This window comes from Pelotomaculum terephthalicicum JT, assembly GCF_022410535.1.
GTDB classification, from domain to species: domain Bacteria; phylum Bacillota; class Desulfotomaculia; order Desulfotomaculales; family Pelotomaculaceae; genus Pelotomaculum_D; species Pelotomaculum_D terephthalicicum.
Genome location: NZ_JAKNBL010000002.1, coordinates 105,864 through 127,785 on the forward strand (window position 1 = coordinate 105,864; position 21,922 = coordinate 127,785).

Genomic DNA, 21,922 nt, shown 5'->3' on the forward strand with positions numbered 1-21,922 from the left:
TTAGAGCAGGGAGTGAATTATGGGTGCGTTGGGTAACTGCCAGGAGGCTGTTTTTGCTTGCGGTCCTGGTGGCGGCCGCCTTGGTAGCCATACGCGTCACGGTACCCGAGCGGACCCGGCTGACCCTCCTGGAAGCCATGTTCAGGGATGCTATAGCGCCTGTACAGACAGGATTTAACTGGTTGGGCAAACAGACCAGCCATCTGATATCTTTCCCTGTTTCCATGTACAGGGCGGGAGAACGCAATCAGGCTCTGGAAGAGAAAGTTGCCAGCCTGGAAAGCCAGATAATCCAGTTGAACGAGTATAAGCTGGAAAACGAGCGCCTGACCAGTTTGCTTAATTATAAGCAGGTGATGGCTGAAACATATGATTTAATCGCCGCGTCTGTCGTCGGCAGAGATCCGGGCAACTGGTTCGGCAACATAACCTTGAACAGGGGAACCAGTGACGGTGTTGAGGAAAACATGACTGTTCTTACACCTGAAGGACTGGTGGGGCGGGTTATTTCCGTTTCCTCCTCTACCTGCGAGGTGCTTCTGATTACCGACCCGCGCAGCGGGGTGGGTTCAATAATTCAGGATACGCGCACATCCGGTATTGTTGAAGGGACAACCGCCAGTTCAGGAATGACCAGGATGATTCATATCCCTAACAGCGCGACGGTAGAGGCAGGCCAGGTGGTGATAACCTCGGGGCTGGGGAGTATTTTCCCTAAAAACATCCCTGTGGGGAGAATAACAGATATCCGGAGTGAACCGTCCGGCATGTTTAACAGCGCCGATATTCAACCGTTCGCCGATTTGAGCCGGCTGGAGGAAGTGCTGATCATTAGCGGTACGCATCCTTAAACATGGATCACTACCGGGAGGAGGTTAAGCAGTGCCGTTTCCCGCTTTGTTGCTCCTGGTGGGAGTGGTTTTGATTTTTCAAACCACTATAATGGATTATTTGACAGTTTTTGGGGTCAAGCCTGACCTGGTGATGCTTTTTGTTGTTTTCAACGGCTTCCTCCTGAGCCCAAGGGAGGGGGCTTTTTTGGGTTTTGCCGGCGGCATAATTGAGGATTTGTTTGCCGGGAGCTATATCGGCATAAACGCTCTAGCGAAAATGGCTGCCGGTTATTTGGCCGGCGTCTGCGGTGAACGTCTATATAAAGAGAATTCACTGGTGGCAGCAGGGGTTACCTTTTTCGCCACAACAGCCGGTTTGCTGGTTAATTACCTTTTGCTGCTGTATCTCAATATTTACATGCCCTTTTTTTACACTATGTTAAGAGTTGTTCTTCCTACAGCGCTTTACACGGCAATGTTGGTGCCGTTCCTTTACAAGCGTGTGCTCCGTTTGATAGTCGTCAAGAATAAGGATTTATAATTGTTGTTAGGAGCGGGGGACGGGATGGAAAAGAAATTGGTGGAGAGAAGAATGAGGGTTTTCCTTTACGTGGTAATCTTTATTTTTCTCGTTCTTGTGTCCAGGCTTGTTTATATGCAGTTGCTGCAAAACGACAGGTTTTCCACGTTGGCGAGGGAAAACCGGATGAGGTTGGTTACCATCATCGCTCCCCGCGGCGAGGTTTATGACCGCAACGGGGTCAAAATAGTCGGCAACCAGCCGGTTTATACCGTATCTCTGGATACAGTTTCCCTGGCAAGCTCTGGACAAGAGGATACCGGCGAAGTGGTCCGGCGGCTGGCAGCGATTTTAGACATGGATCCCCAGGAAATTCAGCAAAAAGTCGACCAGCAGGAACGCTTCTACGAACCTGTAAAACTGGCAACCAGAGTGCCGCTGGAGATTGTTACCAGAATTGAGGAGCAGCGCATGGAACTGCCGGGGGTAGTTATCGATATCGAGCCGCTGCGGGAATACCCCAACGGGAGTCTGCTGGCCCAGGTAATGGGGTATGTGCGGCAAATCAGCCCGGAGCAACTTGAAAAAAACAAAGATAAAGGATATAAGTCCGGTGACCTTTTCGGACAGTCAGGACTGGAAAACACATACGAGCAATACTTGCGGGGCCAGGACGGCGGGAGGCAGGTTGAGGTTAACACCGGGGGGATGCCGGTGCGTGATCTGGGTGTTAAAGAACCGGTGCCGGGCAATAACCTGGTGCTAACGATTGATCAGAAGGTGCAGAAGGCGGCGGAAGATGCCCTGGCCAGAGCCTCCCAGGAGGCGTTGAAACAGGGATATAATGAGGCCAGGGCCGGCGCCGCGGTTGCCCTGGATGTGCGGACCGGCGCGGTGCTGGCCATGGCCAGTTACCCCGGATACGACCCGGTGAAACTCTCCGGGTATTTGTCCCAGAATGATTACAACGAAATCTTTAACTCGCCCTGGAAACCCATTCTTAACCGGGCGTTATTATCTTATGTGCCGGGCTCGACATTTAAAATGATTGTGGCCATGGCCGGCCTGGAGGCAAACGTAATCACGCCACAGGATACCATATCCGACCCAGGCTATTTTTTCCTGGGCACACGTTTCAATGATTGGAAGCCGGGCGGTCATGGGATTGTGAATATGGTCAGGGCAATAAAGGTATCCTGCGACACCTATTTTTACCAGCTTGGATTGAAAGTGGGCATTGATAAAATCACCCGTATGGCTGAAGAATTTGGCCTGGGCGGGAAAACGGGCATTGAATTGCCGGGTGAGGACGCCGGTGTTGTTGCCGGCTATGACGCCAAATATCAGTTGCGCGAAGACTTTTTAAGCTCCGCGGCTCAAAAGAAAGTAAAGGAGATTGAACAGCGATACAACGACCTCCTGGCCAAGGCTATCGGTGATGAACAGAGGAAGCAGTTACTCAGCAAGAGGTCAGATGAATTGCTCGCGGTCGACTGGGAGTTGGCCTGGCACGAGTATGACACGATTATTTCCGCGATTGGCCAGGGCGACAACCGTTATAGCATGCTTCAATTGGCAAATTACGTTGCCACTATTGCCAACGGGGGCACTCTTTACAAACCATTTTTGGTGCAGCGGGTAGTCGACCCCAATGGCAAGGTTATCAAAGAGAATAACCCGGTTGTGGTTAATTACGCCAAAGTATCACCGAAAACTCTGGCGATAGTCAGAGAGGGGATGCGTGAAGTAACGCTGCCGTCTGACGGCACGGCTTACGGTTTTTTTGCCGGATTTCCTCCTGTGGCCGCCAAAACCGGCACAGCGGAGGTAAAAGATCATGACAATCATGCTCTGATTGTGGGGTTTGCGCCTTATGACAATCCGGAGATTGCCGTGGCGGTAATCGTGGAATTCGCCGGCCACGGCGGCACTATGGCCGGACCGGTGGCTGAGAGTATGCTCGCAGCTTATTTTGGTTTGCCTGATCCGGGCATAAAATCTATCAGCAGCCCGGAATAATGAAAAGTGTCTAAAAAACATGAAATGATGAGGTTTTTTATTGCCCTTTTTTTGTGTTCTATTAGCAGGATTTGGTTATCGTTCGTAGAATTTATTACCTGATAGTTCAGGAGGAGATGGCTTTGGCTAATTCTTATAGTGTTTCAGGATTTGGCCAGGATATGGCAGCCGATTTAGATGATTTGGTTGATGAAAAAACGATCCTGGTGCAGCGGACGCTACGCTCCGGCCAGAGTATTTATTACGATGGGAATGTTGTTATTCTGGGGGATGTCAACCCGGGAGCCGAAGTTACAGCAAAAGGCAATGTTATTGTAATGGGTTCCTTGAGAGGCGTGGTGCACGCGGGGGCGGGCGGTGATGAAAATGCTGTGGTGATGGCTTTTCACCTCCAGCCGACTCAACTTAGAATCGCCAATCATATTACCCGCCCTCCGGACAACGAGACGGTGGAAGCCGATTATCCGGAGATGGCGCGGATTAAAGGCGGAGTGGTCACGATTGAATTTTTTCAGACCGCTGGAGAACGCCAGGGGAAGAATATTTAACCTGAAAAGAAGACGGCAAGTTTTTGACCTCCGGCGCGAGGCGTCCAATGACTTGACAAGAGGAGGAGCTAATGAATGGGCGAAGTAATTGTAGTGACTTCCGGCAAAGGTGGTGTGGGAAAAACCACCTCCACCGCCAATATGGGAACCGGTTTGGCAGCCATGGGGTATAAAGTGGCTTTGATTGACACTGATATTGGTTTGAGAAACCTGGATGTTGTTCTGGGACTTGAGAACAGGATTGTTTTTGATATCGTTGATGTTGTCAACGGGAACTGCCGGCTGCGCCAGGCATTGATTAAAGACAAGCGGTTTGACGGCCTGCACTTGCTCCCGGCCGCTCAAACCAAGGACAAAACGGCGGTCACCCCGGATCAGATGCGTGATTTATGCGCGGAATTAAAAAATGAGTTTGACTATGTTATCATTGACTGCCCGGCCGGTATTGAACAGGGTTTCCGGAATGCCATAGCCGGAGCGGAGAAAGCGGTAGTGGTAACCACGCCTGAAGTTTCGGCCGTGCGGGACGCCGACAGGATAATCGGATTGCTGGAAGCCGCTGAGTTGCGTGAACCAAAACTGATCATTAACCGTCTCCGTCCCAAGATGGTCAAGCAGGGGGATATGATGGGCATTGACGATATCATCGACATCCTGGCCGTTGACCTGCTCGGGATAATTCCGGAAGATGAGATGATCGTAATTACCACAAACCGCGGAGAAGCTGTGGTGCTGGATCAACATTCCCGTTCCGGTCAAGCATACAGAAATATCGTCCGCCGCATTCTGGGCGAGGAAGTACCCATTATCAACCTGGATGAAAGCACCGGATTCTTTAAAAAAATAAAGAAAATTATCGGCCTAGGGTAAACCGGGAAGGAGGAGCAGCCTTGTTAGAGTTTATCACCAAGCTTTTTGGTAGGGACAACGGGAGCAAAAACGTAGCTAAGGAAAGACTGCGCCTGGTTCTGGTGCATGACCGGGCCAGCATATCGCCGCAGATGCTCGAATCGCTGAAATTAGACTTGATCCAGGTTATTTCGAATTACATGATCATTGACGAGGCCAACCTGGAGGTTAATCTGGACTCAAGCGGCAGTACTGTGGCGCTGGTTGCCAATATTCCCGTCAAAGGGATGAAACGGAACGCGGGAGATGCTTAAATATACAGATTGGGTTGCTGAGACGTAAAGACACAACAGCCTGTATTAGTCTGATACGGGCTTTTTTTGTGCTTAAATTTATAATATAATTAGCTTGTATATAGAAAAATTGTTGTTGAAAGGAATAGCGGAGTGTTAATTCAAAGCAGATTGTTTAAAAAACTTGATTACACTTTGTTGGCCTCCGTTGCCATGATCATTCTGCTGGGGCTAATTTTTATTTACAGCGCTACTAAGCCAACTGAGTTGCTGCCTGTAGCGGGATCCGTCGCGAAGAACGCAGATCCCTTCTCTGACGTAAAAAGGCAGATGCTTTGGGTATTTGTGGGATTTAGCGTGATGTTCACGGTGTTTTATTTATATTACGAAGATTTGATGAAACATGTGAGATTTTTATATGTTATTAACCTGATTATGCTTGTTGCGGTAATTAAATTCGGAATTTCCGATTTGGGGGCGCAGCGGTGGATCGAAATCGGAGGTTTCAACTTTCAACCTTCCGAATTTTCCAAGCTAATATTGATTATTTGTTTCGCGGCATTTTTGTCATCTCGTAAAAAGAAGCTTGACCGGTTGCGTGACTTGCTTCCCAGTTTTGCTTTTTTCGGCGTCCCGATACTATTGATATTAAAGCAGCCGGACTTGGGCACCGCCCTGGTGTTGTTGGCAATAATGTTCGGGATGCTCTTTGTTTCCGGCGCGAACCCCAGGCTGCTAATTATTATAATAGTTACCGTTCTTGTAATGTTATCAGTATGGATAGGGGCTCATCTTTGGCTGGAGGCAAACCGCGGAGTGACGCTATGGATGCCTTTAAAGGACTACCAGCTGAACAGGCTGATTATTTTTCTTGATCCCTGGCAAGACCCGACTGACGCCGGTTATAACGTGATCCAGTCGCAAATTGCTATCGGCCAGGGTGGCTTCTGGGGACGCGGTCTTTTCCAAGGAAGCCAGACCCACGGAGATTTTCTGCCCATTCAGGAAACCGATTTTATTTTTTCCGTCGTTGGAGAGGAACTTGGTTTTATTGGCGCGCTAACGCTTTTGACGTTGTATTTTGTGGTTATCTACCGGTGTATTCTCATAACGATAAACGCCAAAGATGATTTCGGCACCCTGATCACTGCCGGAATAGTATCCATGCTTACTTTTCATGTTTTAGTCAACGTGGGCATGACCTGCGGGATTATGCCCGTGACCGGCATCCCCTTGCCGATGTTCAGCTACGGAGGAAGCAGCATGATTACCAATCTTGCCGCGCTCGGACTGCTCTTGAATATAAACATGAGACGGCAAAAGATTCTGTTCTAAAGTAACTGTGTCAAAATCCCGTACCACTATCAAAGTGGTACGGGATTTTTTTTGACCAGTCATATTTCCTGATAAAGGAAAATATGCTTTACAGACAAGCTTACGATAAGTCAGGGGGGTGGCACTTTTGAAAGGGATTGATTTCAAGACGGGTGGATTATTGAAAAAAGACGACGACTGGATTTCAAGTTACCAGCAGCCTCACTGGAGGAAGCCGGGACGCGGTGGGGGCAGCAGGTATAATCTTTACCGGGCCGCTGTCGCTCTCCTGGTCTTCATGGTATTTTGGGCCGTCAAGGAGACCCACAGCCCCTGGGGCATAGAAGTGAAAGAAACTTTGAGAAATGTGCTGACTTCTGAGTGGAACTATCAGCCTGCGCTGGAAAAAGTAGTTCAGTACGGTTTACAGGTTGCAAACACGGACTGGCCTTTTTGGGGCGCCGTCCAGCCTGTTGCCACAAAACCTCAACAGGATGAAGTCAGTGTGATGTTGCCGGTGCCGGTTTCCGGCAAGGTGGTCCGGGGGTATGGTATGAATGTTGACCCGATTGACGGTATGGAGCGTTTCCATTGCGGGATTGATATTGCCGCGCCCGTCGGCAGCGCGGTTAGAGCGGTGCAGGACGGCAAGGTGAAACGCACAGGTGACAGCGCGGCGGTAGGAAAGTATGTATTGCTGGAGCATGACCAGGGCAGTTTTACCCTTTACGGTGAGCTTGCCAGGGTTGCTGTTAACGAAGGACAGCAGGTGCAGGCCGGCCAGACTGTTGGAGAAATAGGAACGGAAGGCGACATCCCCGGCGGGGGCCTGCACTTTGAAATGCGGGAAAACAACAAGTTGATAGATCCTCTGACCAGGTTGCAACCTTTGAATTAAGAGTAAAGCTTAGTTTTCTAAAGAGTGCAAGGAGTCAGGAGTCAGAGGACAGGAGCGAAAAAGAGAGCATGGTTTATGTCTTTAAAAATACTGACTTCTGACTCTGAATTCTGACTCCTGACTAATGAACAGGGTGGTGTCGCTTTTGAAGATTGGCCGTATTTCCGGGGTGGAAATTCATTTGAACAATTATTTTCTGGCCCTGCTCGGGCTGTTTTTTGTGGCCGGTGTGCTCGGAAAGGGGCTGATTGCTTTTGCCGTGGTGTTTTTCCATGAGTTGGCGCATGTAGTCGCCGCCCGCCGTCTGGGTGTGCAGGTTGCGGACGTCGAGCTGTTGCCTTTTGGCGGTGTCAGCCGCATGGGCGGTGATATCGTTTTTGACCCCGCCAAAGAAGTATGTGTCGCTGTTGCCGGACCGGCCGCCAATCTTTTTTTGACTGGCCTGGGGATGGTGTTAAATAATCACAGCCTGTGGGATAAAGACCTGGGGCTGTTTTTTCTTCATTGCAATCTGATGGTGGCCGCTTTCAACCTGCTTCCGGCCCTGCCCCTGGACGGCGGCAGGGTTTTCCGCGCCTACCTGGCCAGAAGGACCGGTTTGAGGAAGGCTACTTACCTGGCAGCCTGGTGGGGGCAGTTCTGGGGTGTTGTGATTACAGCCGGTGGATTAATTGGTCTGGTAATGCGTGTGTCGGGTCTGGATATCATTATCACGGGACTGTTTCTTCTTTATGCCGCCACACGGGAAAAGAGCCTGGCGCCTTACCATTTTATCCGGCACCTCGTTCAGAAAAAAAATGAGCTGGCGGCGGCAGGCGTGCTGCCCGGGGAACCGCTCGTTGCTCTTGATACGGTACGGTTGGGACATTTGATCCAGGCGTTCCTGCCGCAGCGGTTCCACCTGGTGCTGCTGCTTGGCCACGACTGGCAATATAAAGGTGTGGTCAGTGAGGTTCAGATAATTGACGCATTGCTGGCGAAGGGGGTGGATCTTCCTGTCGGCAAGTTGTTAGATCCACATGTTTGAAGTCATCTCTGCACGTTTTTAATCATCAGGAGCACATGTGGGGTGATTATTTATAGAAAGGGTTTCCATATTGATTGTAGAATAATACTCCAAGAGAATATTTGCCCGGCGGCTTTTGGTTATACTAGTGGTAAAGGTTTTGCCGGATGTTTGCAGTTGCGCTTGCCGCCGGAAGTATTAATGGGGGACACAATATCATATGGATTTACTCGAGCAAATTCTGCCGCTGGTGCAAAAGCCCGCCCGCTATACCGGGGGTGAGTGGAATATCGTCCGGAAGGACTGGGCTAAAGCTGACATAAAGGTGGCATTCGCCTTTCCTGATGTTTACGAGGTGGGCATGTCCCACCTGGGCTTGCAGATTCTTTATCATGTTGTTAACAGCCGGTCTGACGCCCTGATGGAAAGAGTATTCGCGCCGTGGCCTGATATGGAAGAAAAAATGCGGGAGCACGGCCTGCCCCTTTTTGCCCTGGAATCTTACCGGCCGGTCCGTGATTTTGACGTTATTGCCTTTACTCTGCAATATGAAATGTGTTATTCCAATGTTTTGAATATGCTTGATCTGGCCGGCATTCCTTTAAGATCCAACTTGCGCGGTGAGAAACACCCGCTGGTTATCGCCGGCGGCCCTTGCGCTTTTAACCCTGAGCCGCTGGCTGATTTTATCGACCTGTTTGTTATTGGGGAAGGCGAAGAAGCGATTGAAGATTTTTTGGATTCTTACCGGGAAGCAAAAAGCCGGAACCTGGCCAGAAAGGATTTTTTGACGGAGGCCGCGCGGGTGCCGGGAGTTTACGTGCCTTCGTTATACCGGGTTGAGTACCGGGCAGACGGCGAAATCAGCAAAGTGGAACCGGTGCTGGAAGGAGTGCCGGAAGTTGTTGAAAAAAGGGTGGTCCGGGACCTGGACAAGGTTTCTTTTCCGACCCGGCCGGTGGTGCCTTCCACCCAGATAGTGCATGACCGGATCATGATCGAGGTGCTGCGGGGCTGCACCAGGGGGTGCCGTTTCTGTCAGGCCGGCATGATTTACCGGCCGGTGCGGGAGAAAAAGCCGGCTACGGTGCTGCGGCAGGCCGCTGAACTCGTCCGGCAAACCGGTTATGACGAGATTTCTCTGACATCCCTCAGCACCAGTGATTATACCCCGGTGCGCAGCGTGATTGCCGCGCTTATTAAAGAGCATGCCGGCCGCGGTGTGGGCGTTTCCCTTCCCTCGCTGAGGGTTGATAATTTTTCCATGGAACTGGCGAAAGAGGTTCAGAAAGTACGGCGGTCCAGCATCACCTTGGCGCCGGAAGCCGGCACCCAGCGTCTGCGTGATGTGATTAACAAAGGGGTTACTGAGGAAGATCTGATGGCCGCCACTGAAGTGGCGTTCCGGGAAGGCTGGCAGGCGGTCAAACTCTATTTTATGATCGGCCTGCCCACAGAAACAAACGAGGACCTGGACGGGATCATCCGCCTGGCCCGGGAGGTGCTGGCCGGGGGCAGAAAAGCCGGCGCGCGCCGCGGCCGGTTGCGGGTGACTGTCAGCGTTTCTTCCTTCGTGCCCAAAGCGCATACTCCCTTTCAATGGGAGCCGCAGCTTCCGCTGGCAGTCCTTAAAGAAAGACAAGCTTACCTGGCCGCCGGGCTGCGCGAGCGGGGGCTGGTCTTCAACTATCACGATACTGCCGTGAGCTTTATGGAAGCGGTATTCGCCAGGGGTGACCGGCGGCTGGGCGCGGTGCTGGAAAACGCTTTTCATTTGGGCTGTAAATTTGACGGCTGGTCGGAAAATTTTTATTTTGAAAAGTGGCTGGAAGCCTTCCGGCAGGCGGGGCTCGAACCCGGCTGGTACGCTTACCGGCGTTATGAATATAACAGTGTACTGCCCTGGGAGCATATCGGGGCCGGTTTGTCAAAACAATATCTGATGCTGGAACATCAGCGGGCTCTGGCCGGTGAAACCACGGACGACTGCCGGACAGGCGCTTGTTCCGGCTGCGGCTTGTGCCCCGGCCTGGAAGTTGAACCGGATTACGCGGGGGGTGAGGGTGACGCCCAGTTACCGGATGCAGTACAGTAAGAAAGGGCCGGCCAGGTATATCTCCCATCTTGATTTGCTGCGGTCCTTTGAGCGGGCCGGCCGCCGGGCCGGGCTGCCCCTGGCCTTCAGTCAGGGTTTTAATCCTCACCCGAAAATTTCCTTTGCCGCTCCGCTGGGTGTCGGCACGGCAGGGGAGGCGGAATACGCCGACATTGAACTAACCGCTGACTTGCCGGCGGGGGAAGTGTTCCGGGCCCTTTCCGGCGTTCTGCCAGAGGGGCTCCGGCTGCTTGAAGTCCGTTCAATTCCGGACCAGTCTACCTCTTTAATGGCGGCTGTTGACTGCGCCACCTACCGCGCTTTGGCGAATTTGAGCCGGCCCTTTGGCCGCAAGGAACTGGACAGCGTCATTTCTTCTTTCATGGCCCGGCCGGAGATATGGGCGGAGCGAAAGCTCAAAACAGGAGGAAAGAAGAAACAGAATATCCGCCCGGGGATTTTTACGCTGTCAGGCAAGTCTGAAAATGATATAATTATCTTGGAAGCGGAATTGAAAGCAGGAAGCAACGGCAATGTCCGGTTTGAGGAAGTGTTGGAAGCCTTAATGGAAACCGTGGACTTGCCTTTAAAAAGCGGATTTGTATTAAGCAGGACCGGTGTGTTTACAAGATTTGGGGAAGAGAAAAAAGCATTATGGCAAGATTATTAATAAGCTAATGGTGTAAATAAAGAGAGGATAGGTTATGTTTAAAGAAATAGTGGTCAACGTTGGGGAAGAAGAAAACAGGGTTGCTGTTTTAGAAGACAAAGTACCTGTGGAAATATATATTGAGCGGTCGGTCAACCAGCGCCTTGTAGGCAATATTTTCAAGGGGCGGGTGGAGAATGTGCTGCCGGGGATGCAGGCGGCCTTTGTCAATATCGGCCTGGAGAAGAACGCTTTTTTATATATTGAAGACGCGCTGCCGGCCAGGTCTGCGGAAGGATCCGGCCAGACGGGTTCGGCTTTGGGATTGAACATTTGTGACATTTTAAAACAAGGCCAGGAAATGGTTGTGCAGATTGTCAAGGAGCCGATTGGTACCAAAGGGCCGCGGGTTACCACACACATCACCCTGCCCGGCCGTTTTCTGGTATTAATGCCTACGGTGGATTACATCGGCATTTCCCGCCGGATTGATTCGGAAAAAGAACGGGATCGTTTGAAAGATCTAGCCTCGAAGGTTAAGCCGGCGGGAATGGGGGTAATTGTCCGGACGGTGGCGGAAGGAGTGGAGGAAGAAGAGTTCCGCCAGGATATCAATATGTTAACCAAACTGTGGCGGAAAATTCTCAGCAGGGCGGCCCACGGGCCGGTGCCCAATCTGGTGCACCGTGATTTGGTGCTGGTCCAGCGTATATTAAGAGATGTTTTTACAGAGGATGTCGACCGTCTGACGCTGGATTCCCGTTACGAGTATGAAAAGGTTCTCGACCTGCTGGACATTACCGGACCCCATTTAAAAATGAAGGTTTTCTTGGAAGAGCGGGAAAATATATTTACCGAATATGGAATTGAACAGGAGATAGAGAAGGCGCTAAAGCGAAAAGTCTGGCTAAAATGCGGCGGGTACCTGGTTATCGACCAGGCAGAGGCATTGACCGCCGTGGATGTGAACACAGGCAAGTATGTCGGCACCACCAACCTGGAAGATACCGTACTCAGAACCAACCTGGAGGCGGCCAGGGAAATCGCCAGACAGCTTCGCTTGCGAAACATCGGCGGGATAATAATAGTTGACTTTATTGACATGATTAAAGAAGAGCACCGTCAAGAAGTGCTGCATGTATTGGAAGAAGAAATCAAGAAAGACAAGACCAAAACAAATATTTTGGGGATTACTCAACTTGGCCTGGTCGAGATGACTCGCAAAAAAGTCCGCCCCAGCCTGTCGGAAGTGCTGCAAAAGCCCTGCCCTTATTGTGACGGCAGGGGGAAGGTGCTCTCGGAGGAAACCCTGGGTATCAACTTTAAGAGCCAGATTTATCATGTGGCCCGTCAAACTTCGGCAGACACCATCCTGGTGGAAGCGAACCCCCTTGTCGCGGCAAGATTGATTGGCAGCGGGGGAGTCAGTCTGCGGGATTTGGAAGGCAAGACAAACAAGAGTCTATACATCCGCGGTTCCGCCATGCACCATATCGAATCGATCACCATTAAGCCAATCAACGACAACGATGATATTCAGGAGCATTCTCTTCCAGTCAAGACGGGAGAAGTTCTGGAAGTCAGGGTTGAAGAACCTCACGTTTCCAATTTGAATGACGGTATTGCCCGCGTCAACGGATTTATCCTGAACATCGAAGGGGCCGGAGTGATGGTGGGCGAAACTATCCCGGTGGAAGTGGGCAAGGTTTTCCGTACTTATGCCAAGGCCCGCCCGGTCAGAATTTAACCGGCCCGGGGAGCAATCATTTTGCCGTAGAGGAGGTTCGTAAATGAAATCAAGTACAGAATATCTTACCTTTAATACCCGAAAACACCGCGAATACATAAATATTACCGGTCCGGTGGAAGATGTGGTGAAAAAAAGCGGCGTCAAAGAAGGCCTGGTTTTAGTTTCAGCCATGCATATCACAGCCGGGGTGTGGGTTAACGACGACGAGCCCGGCATATTGTCGGATATTGACGAATGGCTGGAAAAACTGGCTCCTTTTAGAGAAGATTACCGCCACCACCGCACCGGGGAAACCAACGGGGACAGCCATCTTAAAAATCTGCTGGTGGGCTGTCAGGTAACCTTGCCCGTGACTAACGGCAAATTGGACCTTGGCCCCTGGCAGCAAGTTTTCTATGCTGAATTCGACGGCCGGCGAAACAAGAGACTGGTTATAAAAGTTATTGGTGAATAAAGTGCGGCGGTCTTGACAAATTTGCTTGATGTGTTAAAATCTTATATCGTAGGTGTTTTTACCTGCGCTTATACCGCTCGGAATAGGTCGCGTTTGTTTAAGAACGGAGGAACTCTCCTACCTGATTCCGGCGAGTCCTGATATTACGGGGTGATAGTATTGTATGCAATCATTGAAACAGGCGGCAAGCAGTACCGCGTTCAAGAAGGCGAAACTCTCTATATTGAGAGGTTGCCTGCCGTTGCCGGTGAAACGGTGGAAATCAGCAAAGTATTGGCAGTGGTTAAGGACGGCGAATTAGTAGTGGGCGCGCCGTTTGTGCAGGACGCCAAAGTGTTTTTTAAGGTGGTCAGGCACGGCAGGGGCAAGAAAATAATCGTTTATAAGTACAAGGCTAAGAAAAATTACCGCCGCAAGCAGGGGCACAGGCAGGCGTTTACCCAGGTTACCGTGGAAAAAATTGAGGCTTAGTTTAAAATAGTCTAACGGAAATTAGGTACTGGAGGTGATTGTTTTGGCACACAAGAAAGGTGTGGGAAGTTCACGCAACGGCCGCGATTCTCAACCGAAAATGCTCGGTGTGAAGAGGGCTGACGGCCAGTTCGTTTTAGCAGGAAATATTCTGGTCCGCCAGCGCGGCACCAAGATCCACCCGGGTCGCAATGTTGGCAAGGGTGGGGACGATACCCTGTTTGCCACGGTTGACGGTATAGTCAGCTTTGAGCGGAAGGGCAGGGACAAAAAGATCGTCAGTGTGAACCCGCCAGAGGCAGTAGTGGTTGGATAAGAAGTGCAGCGGTCCCGGAGGGGACCGCTTATTAATTATTACGGGCTGCAGCAGATGCAGAAGGAGGGATGTGTTTGAATTTATTGAACTACTTAGAAATCATTCAGGTGCAAAGACATGATTTTTTGAACCACCTGCAAGTTATTTCCGGTTTGCTGCAGTTAAACAAAGTTGACAGGGCGCGGGAGTATATTAGCCAAGTTGGTTTGGAGATTGCCCATGCGAGCAAAACTAGCAGGGTTAAAATACCGGAGGTTTCTTTAGCTTTACTTTACTGCTTGAATGAAGCGGCGAAATATCAAGTGGAAGTCGAGTTAACTGTTAACTCGGATTTAACCGGCTGCGGAGTGCCGGGTCAGGTGATTGGACAGGCTATCGAGCAGTTGGTGGATTGCACGCTTGAAACAATTTTTTCGCCGGAAGTCACCGGGAAACGCCTTGAGATTATTTTGAATGAGAATGATAAAAAATATGATTGCCGGCTGCTATTCCCGGAACCTCCTCAGACAGATTTGCGCCGGTTTGAAAACAGGCTTGCCAGTGTTGGAGAACTCCTGAGCCCGCACGGCGGCCGGGTCAACATGGCGATTGCCAACAGCGGCATAGAAATTTTTTTGATTTTTCCCCGTAAAGACGCAATTAATGGTTAAAATACCTGTCAGGTGAATCTAAGATGTTTTACGATAAAGCAAAAATTTTTGTCAAGGGCGGCGACGGCGGAAATGGCTGTGTCGCCATGCGCAGGGAAAAATACGTTCCGGAAGGCGGCCCCTGGGGCGGCGACGGCGGACGGGGCGGGGATGTTGTTATGCGCGCCGACGAGGGGCTGCGCACACTGGTTGACTTTCGTTATAAGCGTCATTACAAGTCCGGGCGCGGCCGTCATGGTGAGGGCAAAAACAAGCATGGCGGATCAGGTGATGACCTGACTATTCGTGTGCCGGTGGGGACAGTGATCAGAGACGCGGAAACCGGTGAACTAATCGCTGATCTGACTGGTAACGGCCAGGAGGTAGTGGCGGCCCGGGGCGGGCGGGGCGGCAGGGGAAACGTGCATTTTGCCAACCCCCATAACAAAGCGCCCAAATTGGCTGAAAAGGGTGAACCCGGAGAAGAGCGCTGGCTTGAACTGGAGCTCAAACTGCTGGCTGATGTCGGCCTGGTGGGATTCCCCAACGCGGGCAAATCAACTGTAATATCCCGGGTGTCCGCGGCCAAGCCCAAAATTGCCGATTATCCATTTACGACGATAACGCCGAATCTTGGCATGGTGCGTCTGGAAGACGGACGCAGTTTCGTAGTGGCCGACATACCGGGTTTAATTGAAGGCGCCCATGCGGGTACCGGTCTGGGCCACGATTTTTTGCGGCATGTGGAGCGCACCCGCCTGCTGGTGCATGTTCTTGACACCGCGGGCAGCGAAGGACGTGACCCGGTGGATGACCTGCGGGTGACCAACCGGGAACTGACTTTGTACAATCCCGCCATCGGTAAAAAGCCGCAAGTCGTCGCCGCGAACAAGATGGATTTAAGCGGAGCGGCGGAAAACCTCTCCAGAATTAAAGATATTTATCAAGACCAATATGATATTTTCCCAATCTCGGCTGTTACCGGGAGCGGCCTTGACGCCTTGATTTACAGAGTGGCCGATTTGCTGGAGGAACTTCCCCCGGAAGCGCAGCCTGCCGTTGAACCGCAATATAATGTCACGCACGTTGCGCAGCCGCGATTTACGGTCGAACGCGAGGATAATTGTTTTATCGTCGGAGGTAAAGAAGTCCGGCGTCACGTTGCCATGACCGATTTGAACAACGAGGAGTCAGTTGAGCGCCTGCAGCGAATTATGCAGCGCATGGGTATTGACGACGCTCTAAAGGACGCGGGGGCAAAAGAAGGGGATACAATTAAAATCGGCGGGTTTGAATTCGAATATGTGGATTAAGGGAAATTACTTATCGTCTGTATTCTTACGAGATTCTTGGATACGGTGATTTTTCCGGAAAGTACCCACATAAATAACCCTGGGCATTTTTTTACGCGGACCGGAACAGCGCGGTACGACGGGCCGCCGGAAGTATCCCTCCCAGAAGGAACTGATATGATCTTCCATCCAGATTCTTTCCCATGCACCGACAGCAACTCTGCCAATATAGGCAGCGCCTGAGTAGCCCCGGAAGTAATGAAGATATCCTGTGGATGAACAGTCATTCCCCTGCTGCGAAAGACCCAGCCGGCAATTTCCTCGCGGAGCGCCGGAATTCCTTCCGTCCATGAATATCCAAGTGCCAGTTTGTATTGTATTATTTTACAACTACAGGTTGATGTTCACAAGTGAGCAGCCCGGATGAAGGATAAAGGCCTGTAAAAGATAAGCGGCGGTATTCGGGCTGGTTGCTGGAGACCCTGACTGCTTGCCACTTTTAATAGATAATCATATATGGTATACTATCCATGGTTTGGCCAACAAAGGAGCCGTCATTAAGTGAGGCAGTATGGAAGAGCAGGAACGTAATTTTCATTTATTTAAACGTTTTGTCGTAAAAGTGGGTACCAGTTCGGTCAATCACCCTAATGGCAGGCCTAATCTTTTTCAGATAGAGACTTTGGTTCGCCAGCTTGCCGACCTGTGCAATCAAGGAAAAGAAGTGATCCTGGTCACTTCGGGCGCTGTAGGCGCGGGCGCCGGGAAGCTGGGCTTGAAAAGCCGGCCGAAGAACATCCCGGAAAAACAAGCGGCGGCGGCCGTCGGTCAGGGTATGCTGATGCATATCTATGAAAAGATTTTCGCCGAATACGGTTTGACTGTCGGCCAGGTGCTCTTGACACGGGAGGATTTCTCTGACAGGCGCCGGTTTCTAAATGCAAGGAACGCTTTGCATACATTACTCCGGCTTGGCGTTATCCCGGTAGTTAACGAAAATGACATGGTGGCCGTGGATGAAATTAAACTGGGTGACAACGACAACCTTTCGGCTTTGGTGGCCAGTTTGATCGATGCGGAAATGTTGTTTTTGCTTTCCGATGTTGACGGGCTTTACACGGCGGACCCCCACAAAAATTCGGACGCCAGGATAATTTATGATATAATTGAAATAACTGCGGAACTGGAAAAGCTGGCTGGTGAGGGTGAAGCCGGAAGCATGGGTACCGGTGGAATGACTACCAAACTGCAGGCTGCCAGGATAGCCATGCACTCCGGAGTGGTAACAGTGATTGCCAGGTCGGGAAAAAAAGACGTGCTGCGCCGGATTATCGCCGGTGAACTGGAAGGGACCGTTTTTTGGCCGTTAGTGAACAAACTTGAAAACAAAAAAAAGTGGATTGCCTACAGCTCTACCGTTCAAGGAGAGATTTTCGTGGACAAAGGGGCGACTCAGGCACTGTCGAGATATGGCAAAAGCCTTCTGCCTTCAGGTGTAACCGGGGTGGAGGGAGTTTTTGAACTGGGCAATACCGTCAGTATAGTCGGTCCGGACGGGCAGGAAATAGCTAGAGGGTTGACCAACTACTCTTCCGCTGAGATCGAAAAGATTAAGGGCGCTCAGACTAGAGATATCGCGCGTATTCTTGGTCATAAGGATTACGATGAAGTAGTGCACCGCAATAATCTTGTTCTGGATTTATAAGAAAGGCTAAAATTTGTCACACTTTATCATGCAATGACTTTTACTTGCATTTTAGATGAGAAGAATGTAATATTTTAGTTATGAGAAAGAGTACCGGTCGGGTGTGCAAGTTGGGAGTAATGGGCGGAACCTTCGACCCGATTCATTATGGCCATTTGGTTGCCGCGGAAGGCGCGAGGGAAGAACTGGCGCTGGACAAGGTTATATTTATCCCCGCCGGCAAGCCGCCGCATAAGCCGGGGCATGATCTTGCCGATGCGGGAGATCGTTATCTGATGACCGGACTGGCGATTGACTCCAATATTTTTTTCGAGGTTTCATCCATCGAGATTGACCGTCCCGGCCCGTCTTATACTGTTGATACGATCCAGTTTATCATGAACCAGTACCCGGGAGCGGAAATCTATTTTATAACCGGGGCCGACGCAATATTAGAAATTATTACGTGGAAAAATGTCGAAAGATTATTATCGCTGTGCTATTTTGTCGCGGCGTCCCGGCCTGGTTACCGGTTGGACGAGCTTTGGGAAAAGGTCGGCGCTTTTATTCAGTGCCCGGAAAAAAAGATACTGGGTATGGAGGTTCCCGCATTGGCGATATCATCAACTGATATCAGAAGGCGTGTGCGTGAAGGAAAAACAATTAAGTACCTGCTGCCGGAGCCTGTGGAAGAGTATATCGCCAAAAAAAAATTATACCGGCGCTAAAAGCCTGGAAAAATCTTAGTCTGATTAAGATTGCATTAGGACAGTTCCTTTTGCAGATAATAGTTCCAATTAATAAGTTTCGGAAGGGAAAGAGGTGATTACTTTTGACGCGTACACTATATGTGGGAAATCTACCGTGGGCTACTAAAGCTGAAGATCTCGCCAATGCTTTTTCAGTACATGGCGAAGTTCTGAGTAGCCGCGTTATTACAGATCGTGAGACTGGTCGTTCCCGCGGGTTTGGTTTTGTTGAAGTCCGGGAGGAAGATGCGGAAGCAATGATAGCCGCAATGAACGGCACGGATCTTGACGGTAGGGTTATCACCGTTAATGAGGCAAGGGCGCGGGAAGAAAGATAAAGGAAAAACCTCCATTAAAGGAGGTTTTCTCTTAGTAATATTTTGAGCCATATTTTGCTGTGGCATTGTATATGGAAGAGAATATTATATTTTAGTCAGTATTAAGGAGGAGTGGCGTTGTCCTTAAGTCCACAGGCAGTGGTGAACATTGCGGTGCAGGCGGCGGAAGACAAGAAAGCAATGGACATAACCGTTCTTGATATTCGTGAAATATCTATTATCGCGGACTATTTTATTATTTGCAGCGGCCGCTCAGGAACCCAAGTGCAGGCTATTGTTGAGAACATCCAGGAGAGATTGGATAAAGACGGGGTTGTTGCTTTGCGCCGGGAAGGTTTCCGGGAAGGCAACTGGGTGTTGTTGGATTACGGTGATGTCATAATTCATGTCTTCCGGGAATCTGAACGGCAATTTTATAATCTTGAACGCCTGTGGGGTGACGCTCAGGTGGTGGGGCTTCCCGTTAATATTTGACATTAAAGAAGCATGTAGATATCACAGGGCACACTTAAAGCAAAATTTATTGATGTGCGGCAAACCTCTTGTCTCTCGCGGGAAAGAGGTTTTCTTGCTGTCCGGCGCGAGCCTTGAGTAATCCATGTTTTTATGATAAAATTTGCAAATGGGTAAAAACGCCTTTATCCGAGAAGCATGGTGGCTGCGTCAGTGAGGCGGCTTTCAGATAAGGAGATGGGATAATTGAAAGAAAAGTATGACTTTCAAGAAGTGGAAAAAAAGTGGCAGGGACGCTGGGCCGCGGAGAATCTTTACGTAGTGCCTGATTTCTCGGACCGGCCAAAGTATTATTGCCTGGAAATGTTCCCTTATCCTTCCGGGAAATTGCATATGGGCCATGTGCGGAATTATTCGATTGGCGATGTGGTTGCCCGTTTTAAGACCATGGAGGGCTATCACGTGCTCCACCCGATGGGATGGGATGCTTTCGGCCTGCCGGCGGAAAACGCGGCGATAAAACACGGCGGCATCCACCCGGCCGACTGGACCGTGGATAACATAGACAATATGCGCGAGCAGCTAAAGCAGCTGGGCATAAGCTATGACTGGAACCGGGAAGTCGCCACCTGCCACCCGGAGTACTATCGCTGGACCCAGTGGCTTTTTCTCCAGTTGTTCCATCAGGGGCTGGCCTATAAAAAACAAGCAGCGGTAAACTGGTGTACGGACTGCGCCACGGTGCTCGCCAACGAGCAGGTGAAAGACGGGAGCTGCGAGCGTTGCGGGGCCCCGGTGGAAAAACGGGAGCTGGCCCAGTGGTTCTTTAAAATTACCGATTACGCGGAGCGCCTGCTCAAGGACATTGACCTGCTGGGAGGCTGGCCCGACAAGGTCAAAATCATGCAGGAACACTGGATCGGGCGGAGCGAGGGCACGGAAATAGACTTTAAAGTTGTCGGCCATGACGAAGTGATCACTGTTTTCACCACCCGCCCGGACACTGTTTTCGGGGTTACCTACATGGTGCTGGCGCCGGAGCACCCGCTGGTGGAAAAACTGGTCGCGGGTACGGACTACGAAGCGGAGATAAAGGAATTCGTGCGCAAGGTAAGCAACATGAGCGAAATAGACCGCACTTCCAATGAGATAGAAAAGATCGGCCTGCCGACGGGAGCGTATTGCATCAACCCGGTGAACGGCGAAAAAGTGCCCGTGCTGATCGGCAACTACGTTCTGCTGGAGTACGGCACCGGCTGTGTCATGGGTGTCGCCGCGCATGACCAGCGGGACTTCGAGTTTGCCAAGAAATATGATTTCCCGATCCGGGTGGTAATTCAGCCGCCGGGAGAGGATCTGGACCCCGCCGCCATGGAAGGCGCATATGAAGAAGAAGGCGTGCTGGTGAATTCCGAGCAGTTTGACGGGATGCCCAATACGGAGGCCATTAAAGCTATTACGGAATATCTTGAGCAGAAAGGGTGGGGCCGTTTCCGGGTGAATTTCCGGCTGCGCGACTGGCTGATTTCCCGCCAGCGTTACTGGGGGGCGCCGATCCCCATCGTGTACTGTGAAAGGTGCGGGACCGTCCCGGTGCCTGAAAGCGAATTGCCGGTGCTGCTGCCCAGGGAAGTGGAGTTCAGGCCGACCGGGCAGTCCCCGCTGGCTGAATGCCCGGAATTCGTCAATACTGTCTGCCCTGCATGCGGCGGGCCGGCCAAAAGAGAAACCGACACGATGGATACGTTTATGTGTTCTTCCTGGTATTACTTCCGTTATACCAGTCCGCGGGAGACAGCAGGACCGTGGGATAAGGCCAAGGTGGACAGGTGGCTGCCGGTTGATCAGTATATCGGCGGGGTGGAGCATGCCATTCTGCACCTGTTATACTCCCGGTTTTTCACCAAAGTGCTTTACGACTTGAAACTGGTGAGCGTGCAGGAGCCTTTCACCAACTTATTGACCCAGGGCATGGTGCTTAAAGACGGGACCAAGATGTCCAAGTCGAAAGGCAATGTGATCAGTCCGGAGGATATCGTGGCGCGGTACGGTGCCGATACTGCCAGGCTTTTCATACTTTTCGCGGCTCCCCCGGAACGCGACCTGGAATGGAGTGACCAGGGAGTGGAGGGCTGCTACAGGTTCTTGAACCGGGTCTGGCGTTTGGTGGCCCCCCTGGCCGACAAAATAAAGAGTGCGGCGGATGACGCGCCCCGCGCCAAGCAAGTGGGCGCCAACCGCGAGATGCTCCGGGTGACGCACGGTACAATCAAAAAAGTCACGGATGACATCGGCGCGCGCTTCAACTTCAACACTGCGGTCAGCGCCATCATGGAACTGGTCAACGCGCTATACCAGTATAAAGAACTCCCCGAGACCGACCGGGATCAAGGGGTACTGCGGGAAGCAATTGACGCCCTGCTGCTATTGCTCGCGCCTTTTGCCCCGCATATCACCGAGGAAATCTGGGAAGCCACCGGGCACACCGGCAGCATTCACAGCCAGCCCTGGCCGGTTTACGACGAGCTTGCCATCAAAGAAGAAGAGATAACCATAGTGGTGCAGACGAACGGCAAAGTGCGTGAACGTCTGCTGGTTCCTGCCGGACTGTCTGCCGACGCGCTGCGGGAGAAGGTGCTGGGGGAACCGCGGGTGCAACAGCTGATTGAAGGCAAAAAATTGGTCAAGGTGATCCCCGTTCCGGATAAACTGGTGAATATCGTAATAAAATAAGGCGAAACATAACAGTACGGTGTGTAAAA

At 51.1% G+C, this 21,922-nt stretch carries 23 protein-coding genes; 22 read left to right on the forward strand and 1 reads right to left on the reverse strand.

The window, feature by feature from the left end:
- Positions 1-23: 23 nt before the first annotated feature.
- From mreC to obgE, 17 genes are all read left to right on the forward strand, one after another.
- The gene (gene mreC / locus L9W92_RS02845; protein ID WP_240082237.1) at positions 24-851 is read left to right on the forward strand and encodes a rod shape-determining protein MreC; all 828 of its coding nucleotides are present in this window, start codon (positions 24-26) and stop codon (positions 849-851) included.
- A gap of 31 nt (positions 852-882) precedes the next feature.
- Entirely contained in the window at positions 883-1,374 is a 492-nt protein-coding gene (gene mreD / locus L9W92_RS02850; protein WP_240082238.1) for a rod shape-determining protein MreD, read from the forward strand.
- Between the two features lie 24 nt (positions 1,375-1,398).
- Positions 1,399-3,372 (forward strand): penicillin-binding protein 2, encoded by a 1,974-nt coding sequence (gene mrdA / locus L9W92_RS02855; protein WP_240082239.1) that lies wholly within the window; start codon positions 1,399-1,401, stop codon positions 3,370-3,372.
- Between the two features lie 161 nt (positions 3,373-3,533).
- Positions 3,534-3,920, forward strand: coding sequence for a septum site-determining protein MinC (gene minC / locus L9W92_RS02860; protein ID WP_376741774.1), 387 nt, complete (start codon positions 3,534-3,536; stop codon positions 3,918-3,920).
- A 75-nt stretch (positions 3,921-3,995) separates the two neighbouring features.
- On the forward strand, positions 3,996-4,790 hold the full coding sequence (gene minD, locus L9W92_RS02865; RefSeq protein ID WP_240082241.1) for a septum site-determining protein MinD: 795 nt from the start codon (positions 3,996-3,998) through the stop codon (positions 4,788-4,790).
- A 20-nt stretch (positions 4,791-4,810) separates the two neighbouring features.
- Positions 4,811-5,083 (forward strand): cell division topological specificity factor MinE, encoded by a 273-nt coding sequence (gene minE, locus L9W92_RS02870; protein WP_240082242.1) that lies wholly within the window; start codon positions 4,811-4,813, stop codon positions 5,081-5,083.
- 150 nt (positions 5,084-5,233) lie between these two features.
- Positions 5,234-6,397, forward strand: coding sequence for a rod shape-determining protein RodA (rodA, locus tag L9W92_RS02875; RefSeq protein ID WP_240082243.1), 1,164 nt, complete (start codon positions 5,234-5,236; stop codon positions 6,395-6,397).
- A gap of 127 nt (positions 6,398-6,524) precedes the next feature.
- Entirely contained in the window at positions 6,525-7,274 is a 750-nt protein-coding gene (locus tag L9W92_RS02880; protein WP_240082244.1) for a M23 family metallopeptidase, read from the forward strand.
- 136 nt (positions 7,275-7,410) lie between these two features.
- Complete coding sequence (locus tag L9W92_RS02885; RefSeq protein WP_312038059.1) at positions 7,411-8,301, forward strand: M50 family metallopeptidase; 891 nt, start codon at positions 7,411-7,413, stop codon at positions 8,299-8,301.
- Between the two features lie 199 nt (positions 8,302-8,500).
- Positions 8,501-10,375 carry a TIGR03960 family B12-binding radical SAM protein gene (locus L9W92_RS02890; protein WP_240082246.1) on the forward strand — a complete coding sequence of 625 codons (1,875 nt, stop codon included), beginning with the start codon at positions 8,501-8,503 and terminating at the stop codon, positions 10,373-10,375.
- Entirely contained in the window at positions 10,344-11,045 is a 702-nt protein-coding gene (locus L9W92_RS02895) for a TIGR03936 family radical SAM-associated protein (protein ID WP_240082247.1), read from the forward strand. Before L9W92_RS02890 ends, L9W92_RS02895 begins: the two co-directional genes overlap by 32 nt.
- Positions 11,046-11,079: 34 nt before the next feature.
- Positions 11,080-12,771, forward strand: a complete 1,692-nt coding sequence (locus tag L9W92_RS02900; protein WP_240082248.1) for an Rne/Rng family ribonuclease — start codon at positions 11,080-11,082, stop codon at positions 12,769-12,771.
- Positions 12,772-12,814: 43 nt separating this feature from the next.
- On the forward strand, positions 12,815-13,228 hold the full coding sequence (locus L9W92_RS02905; protein WP_240082249.1) for a secondary thiamine-phosphate synthase enzyme YjbQ: 414 nt from the start codon (positions 12,815-12,817) through the stop codon (positions 13,226-13,228).
- 159 nt (positions 13,229-13,387) lie between these two features.
- Complete coding sequence (gene rplU / locus L9W92_RS02910; RefSeq protein ID WP_240082250.1) at positions 13,388-13,699, forward strand: 50S ribosomal protein L21; 312 nt, start codon at positions 13,388-13,390, stop codon at positions 13,697-13,699.
- A gap of 43 nt (positions 13,700-13,742) precedes the next feature.
- Positions 13,743-14,015: a 50S ribosomal protein L27 gene (gene rpmA / locus L9W92_RS02915; RefSeq protein ID WP_282442280.1), complete on the forward strand. Its 273-nt coding sequence runs from the start codon at positions 13,743-13,745 to the stop codon at positions 14,013-14,015.
- 74 nt (positions 14,016-14,089) lie between these two features.
- On the forward strand, positions 14,090-14,665 hold the full coding sequence (locus L9W92_RS02920; protein ID WP_240082251.1) for a Spo0B domain-containing protein: 576 nt from the start codon (positions 14,090-14,092) through the stop codon (positions 14,663-14,665).
- 23 nt (positions 14,666-14,688) lie between these two features.
- Entirely contained in the window at positions 14,689-15,957 is a 1,269-nt protein-coding gene (gene obgE / locus L9W92_RS02925) for a GTPase ObgE (protein WP_240082252.1), read from the forward strand.
- A 6-nt stretch (positions 15,958-15,963) separates the two neighbouring features.
- On the opposite strand, the gene L9W92_RS02930 is transcribed toward obgE, so the two are convergent.
- Complete coding sequence (locus L9W92_RS02930; protein ID WP_240082253.1) at positions 15,964-16,287, reverse strand: hypothetical protein; 324 nt, start codon at positions 16,285-16,287, stop codon at positions 15,964-15,966.
- Between the two features lie 220 nt (positions 16,288-16,507).
- Here L9W92_RS02930 and proB point away from each other — a divergent pair, with 220 nt between their 5' ends.
- The 5 genes from proB (at position 16,508) to leuS (ending at position 21,893) form a co-directional block, all read left to right on the forward strand.
- Entirely contained in the window at positions 16,508-17,641 is a 1,134-nt protein-coding gene (gene proB, locus L9W92_RS02935; RefSeq protein ID WP_240082254.1) for a glutamate 5-kinase, read from the forward strand.
- 80 nt (positions 17,642-17,721) lie between these two features.
- Complete coding sequence (nadD, locus tag L9W92_RS02940; RefSeq protein WP_240082255.1) at positions 17,722-18,348, forward strand: nicotinate-nucleotide adenylyltransferase; 627 nt, start codon at positions 17,722-17,724, stop codon at positions 18,346-18,348.
- A 104-nt stretch (positions 18,349-18,452) separates the two neighbouring features.
- Positions 18,453-18,707, forward strand: coding sequence for an RNA recognition motif domain-containing protein (locus tag L9W92_RS02945; protein WP_240082256.1), 255 nt, complete (start codon positions 18,453-18,455; stop codon positions 18,705-18,707).
- Between the two features lie 117 nt (positions 18,708-18,824).
- A complete protein-coding gene (gene rsfS, locus L9W92_RS02950; protein WP_240082257.1) occupies positions 18,825-19,181 on the forward strand; it encodes a ribosome silencing factor in 357 nt (118 codons plus the stop codon).
- A gap of 225 nt (positions 19,182-19,406) precedes the next feature.
- Positions 19,407-21,893 carry a leucine--tRNA ligase gene (leuS, locus tag L9W92_RS02955; RefSeq protein WP_240082258.1) on the forward strand — a complete coding sequence of 829 codons (2,487 nt, stop codon included), beginning with the start codon at positions 19,407-19,409 and terminating at the stop codon, positions 21,891-21,893.
- The last annotated feature ends 29 nt before the right edge of the window (positions 21,894-21,922 follow it).

What these genes read in the sequence shown, in the direction of transcription:
- L9W92_RS02900 (WP_240082248.1), top strand. Translation starts at nt 11,080, where the DNA reads ATGTTTAAAGAAATAGTGGTCAACGTTGGGGAAGAAGAAAACAGGGTT.
- L9W92_RS02890 (WP_240082246.1), top strand. Translation starts at nt 8,501, where the DNA reads ATGGATTTACTCGAGCAAATTCTGCCGCTGGTGCAAAAGCCCGCCCGC.
- minD (WP_240082241.1), top strand. Translation starts at nt 3,996, where the DNA reads ATGGGCGAAGTAATTGTAGTGACTTCCGGCAAAGGTGGTGTGGGAAAA.
- nadD (WP_240082255.1), top strand. Translation starts at nt 17,722, where the DNA reads ATGAGAAAGAGTACCGGTCGGGTGTGCAAGTTGGGAGTAATGGGCGGA.
- minC (WP_376741774.1), top strand. Translation starts at nt 3,534, where the DNA reads ATGGCAGCCGATTTAGATGATTTGGTTGATGAAAAAACGATCCTGGTG.
- proB (WP_240082254.1), top strand. Translation starts at nt 16,508, where the DNA reads ATGGAAGAGCAGGAACGTAATTTTCATTTATTTAAACGTTTTGTCGTA.
- obgE (WP_240082252.1), top strand. Translation starts at nt 14,689, where the DNA reads ATGTTTTACGATAAAGCAAAAATTTTTGTCAAGGGCGGCGACGGCGGA.
- L9W92_RS02905 (WP_240082249.1), top strand. Translation starts at nt 12,815, where the DNA reads ATGAAATCAAGTACAGAATATCTTACCTTTAATACCCGAAAACACCGC.
- L9W92_RS02930 (WP_240082253.1), bottom strand. Translation starts at nt 16,287, where the DNA reads ATGGACGGAAGGAATTCCGGCGCTCCGCGAGGAAATTGCCGGCTGGGT.
- mrdA (WP_240082239.1), top strand. Translation starts at nt 1,399, where the DNA reads ATGGAAAAGAAATTGGTGGAGAGAAGAATGAGGGTTTTCCTTTACGTG.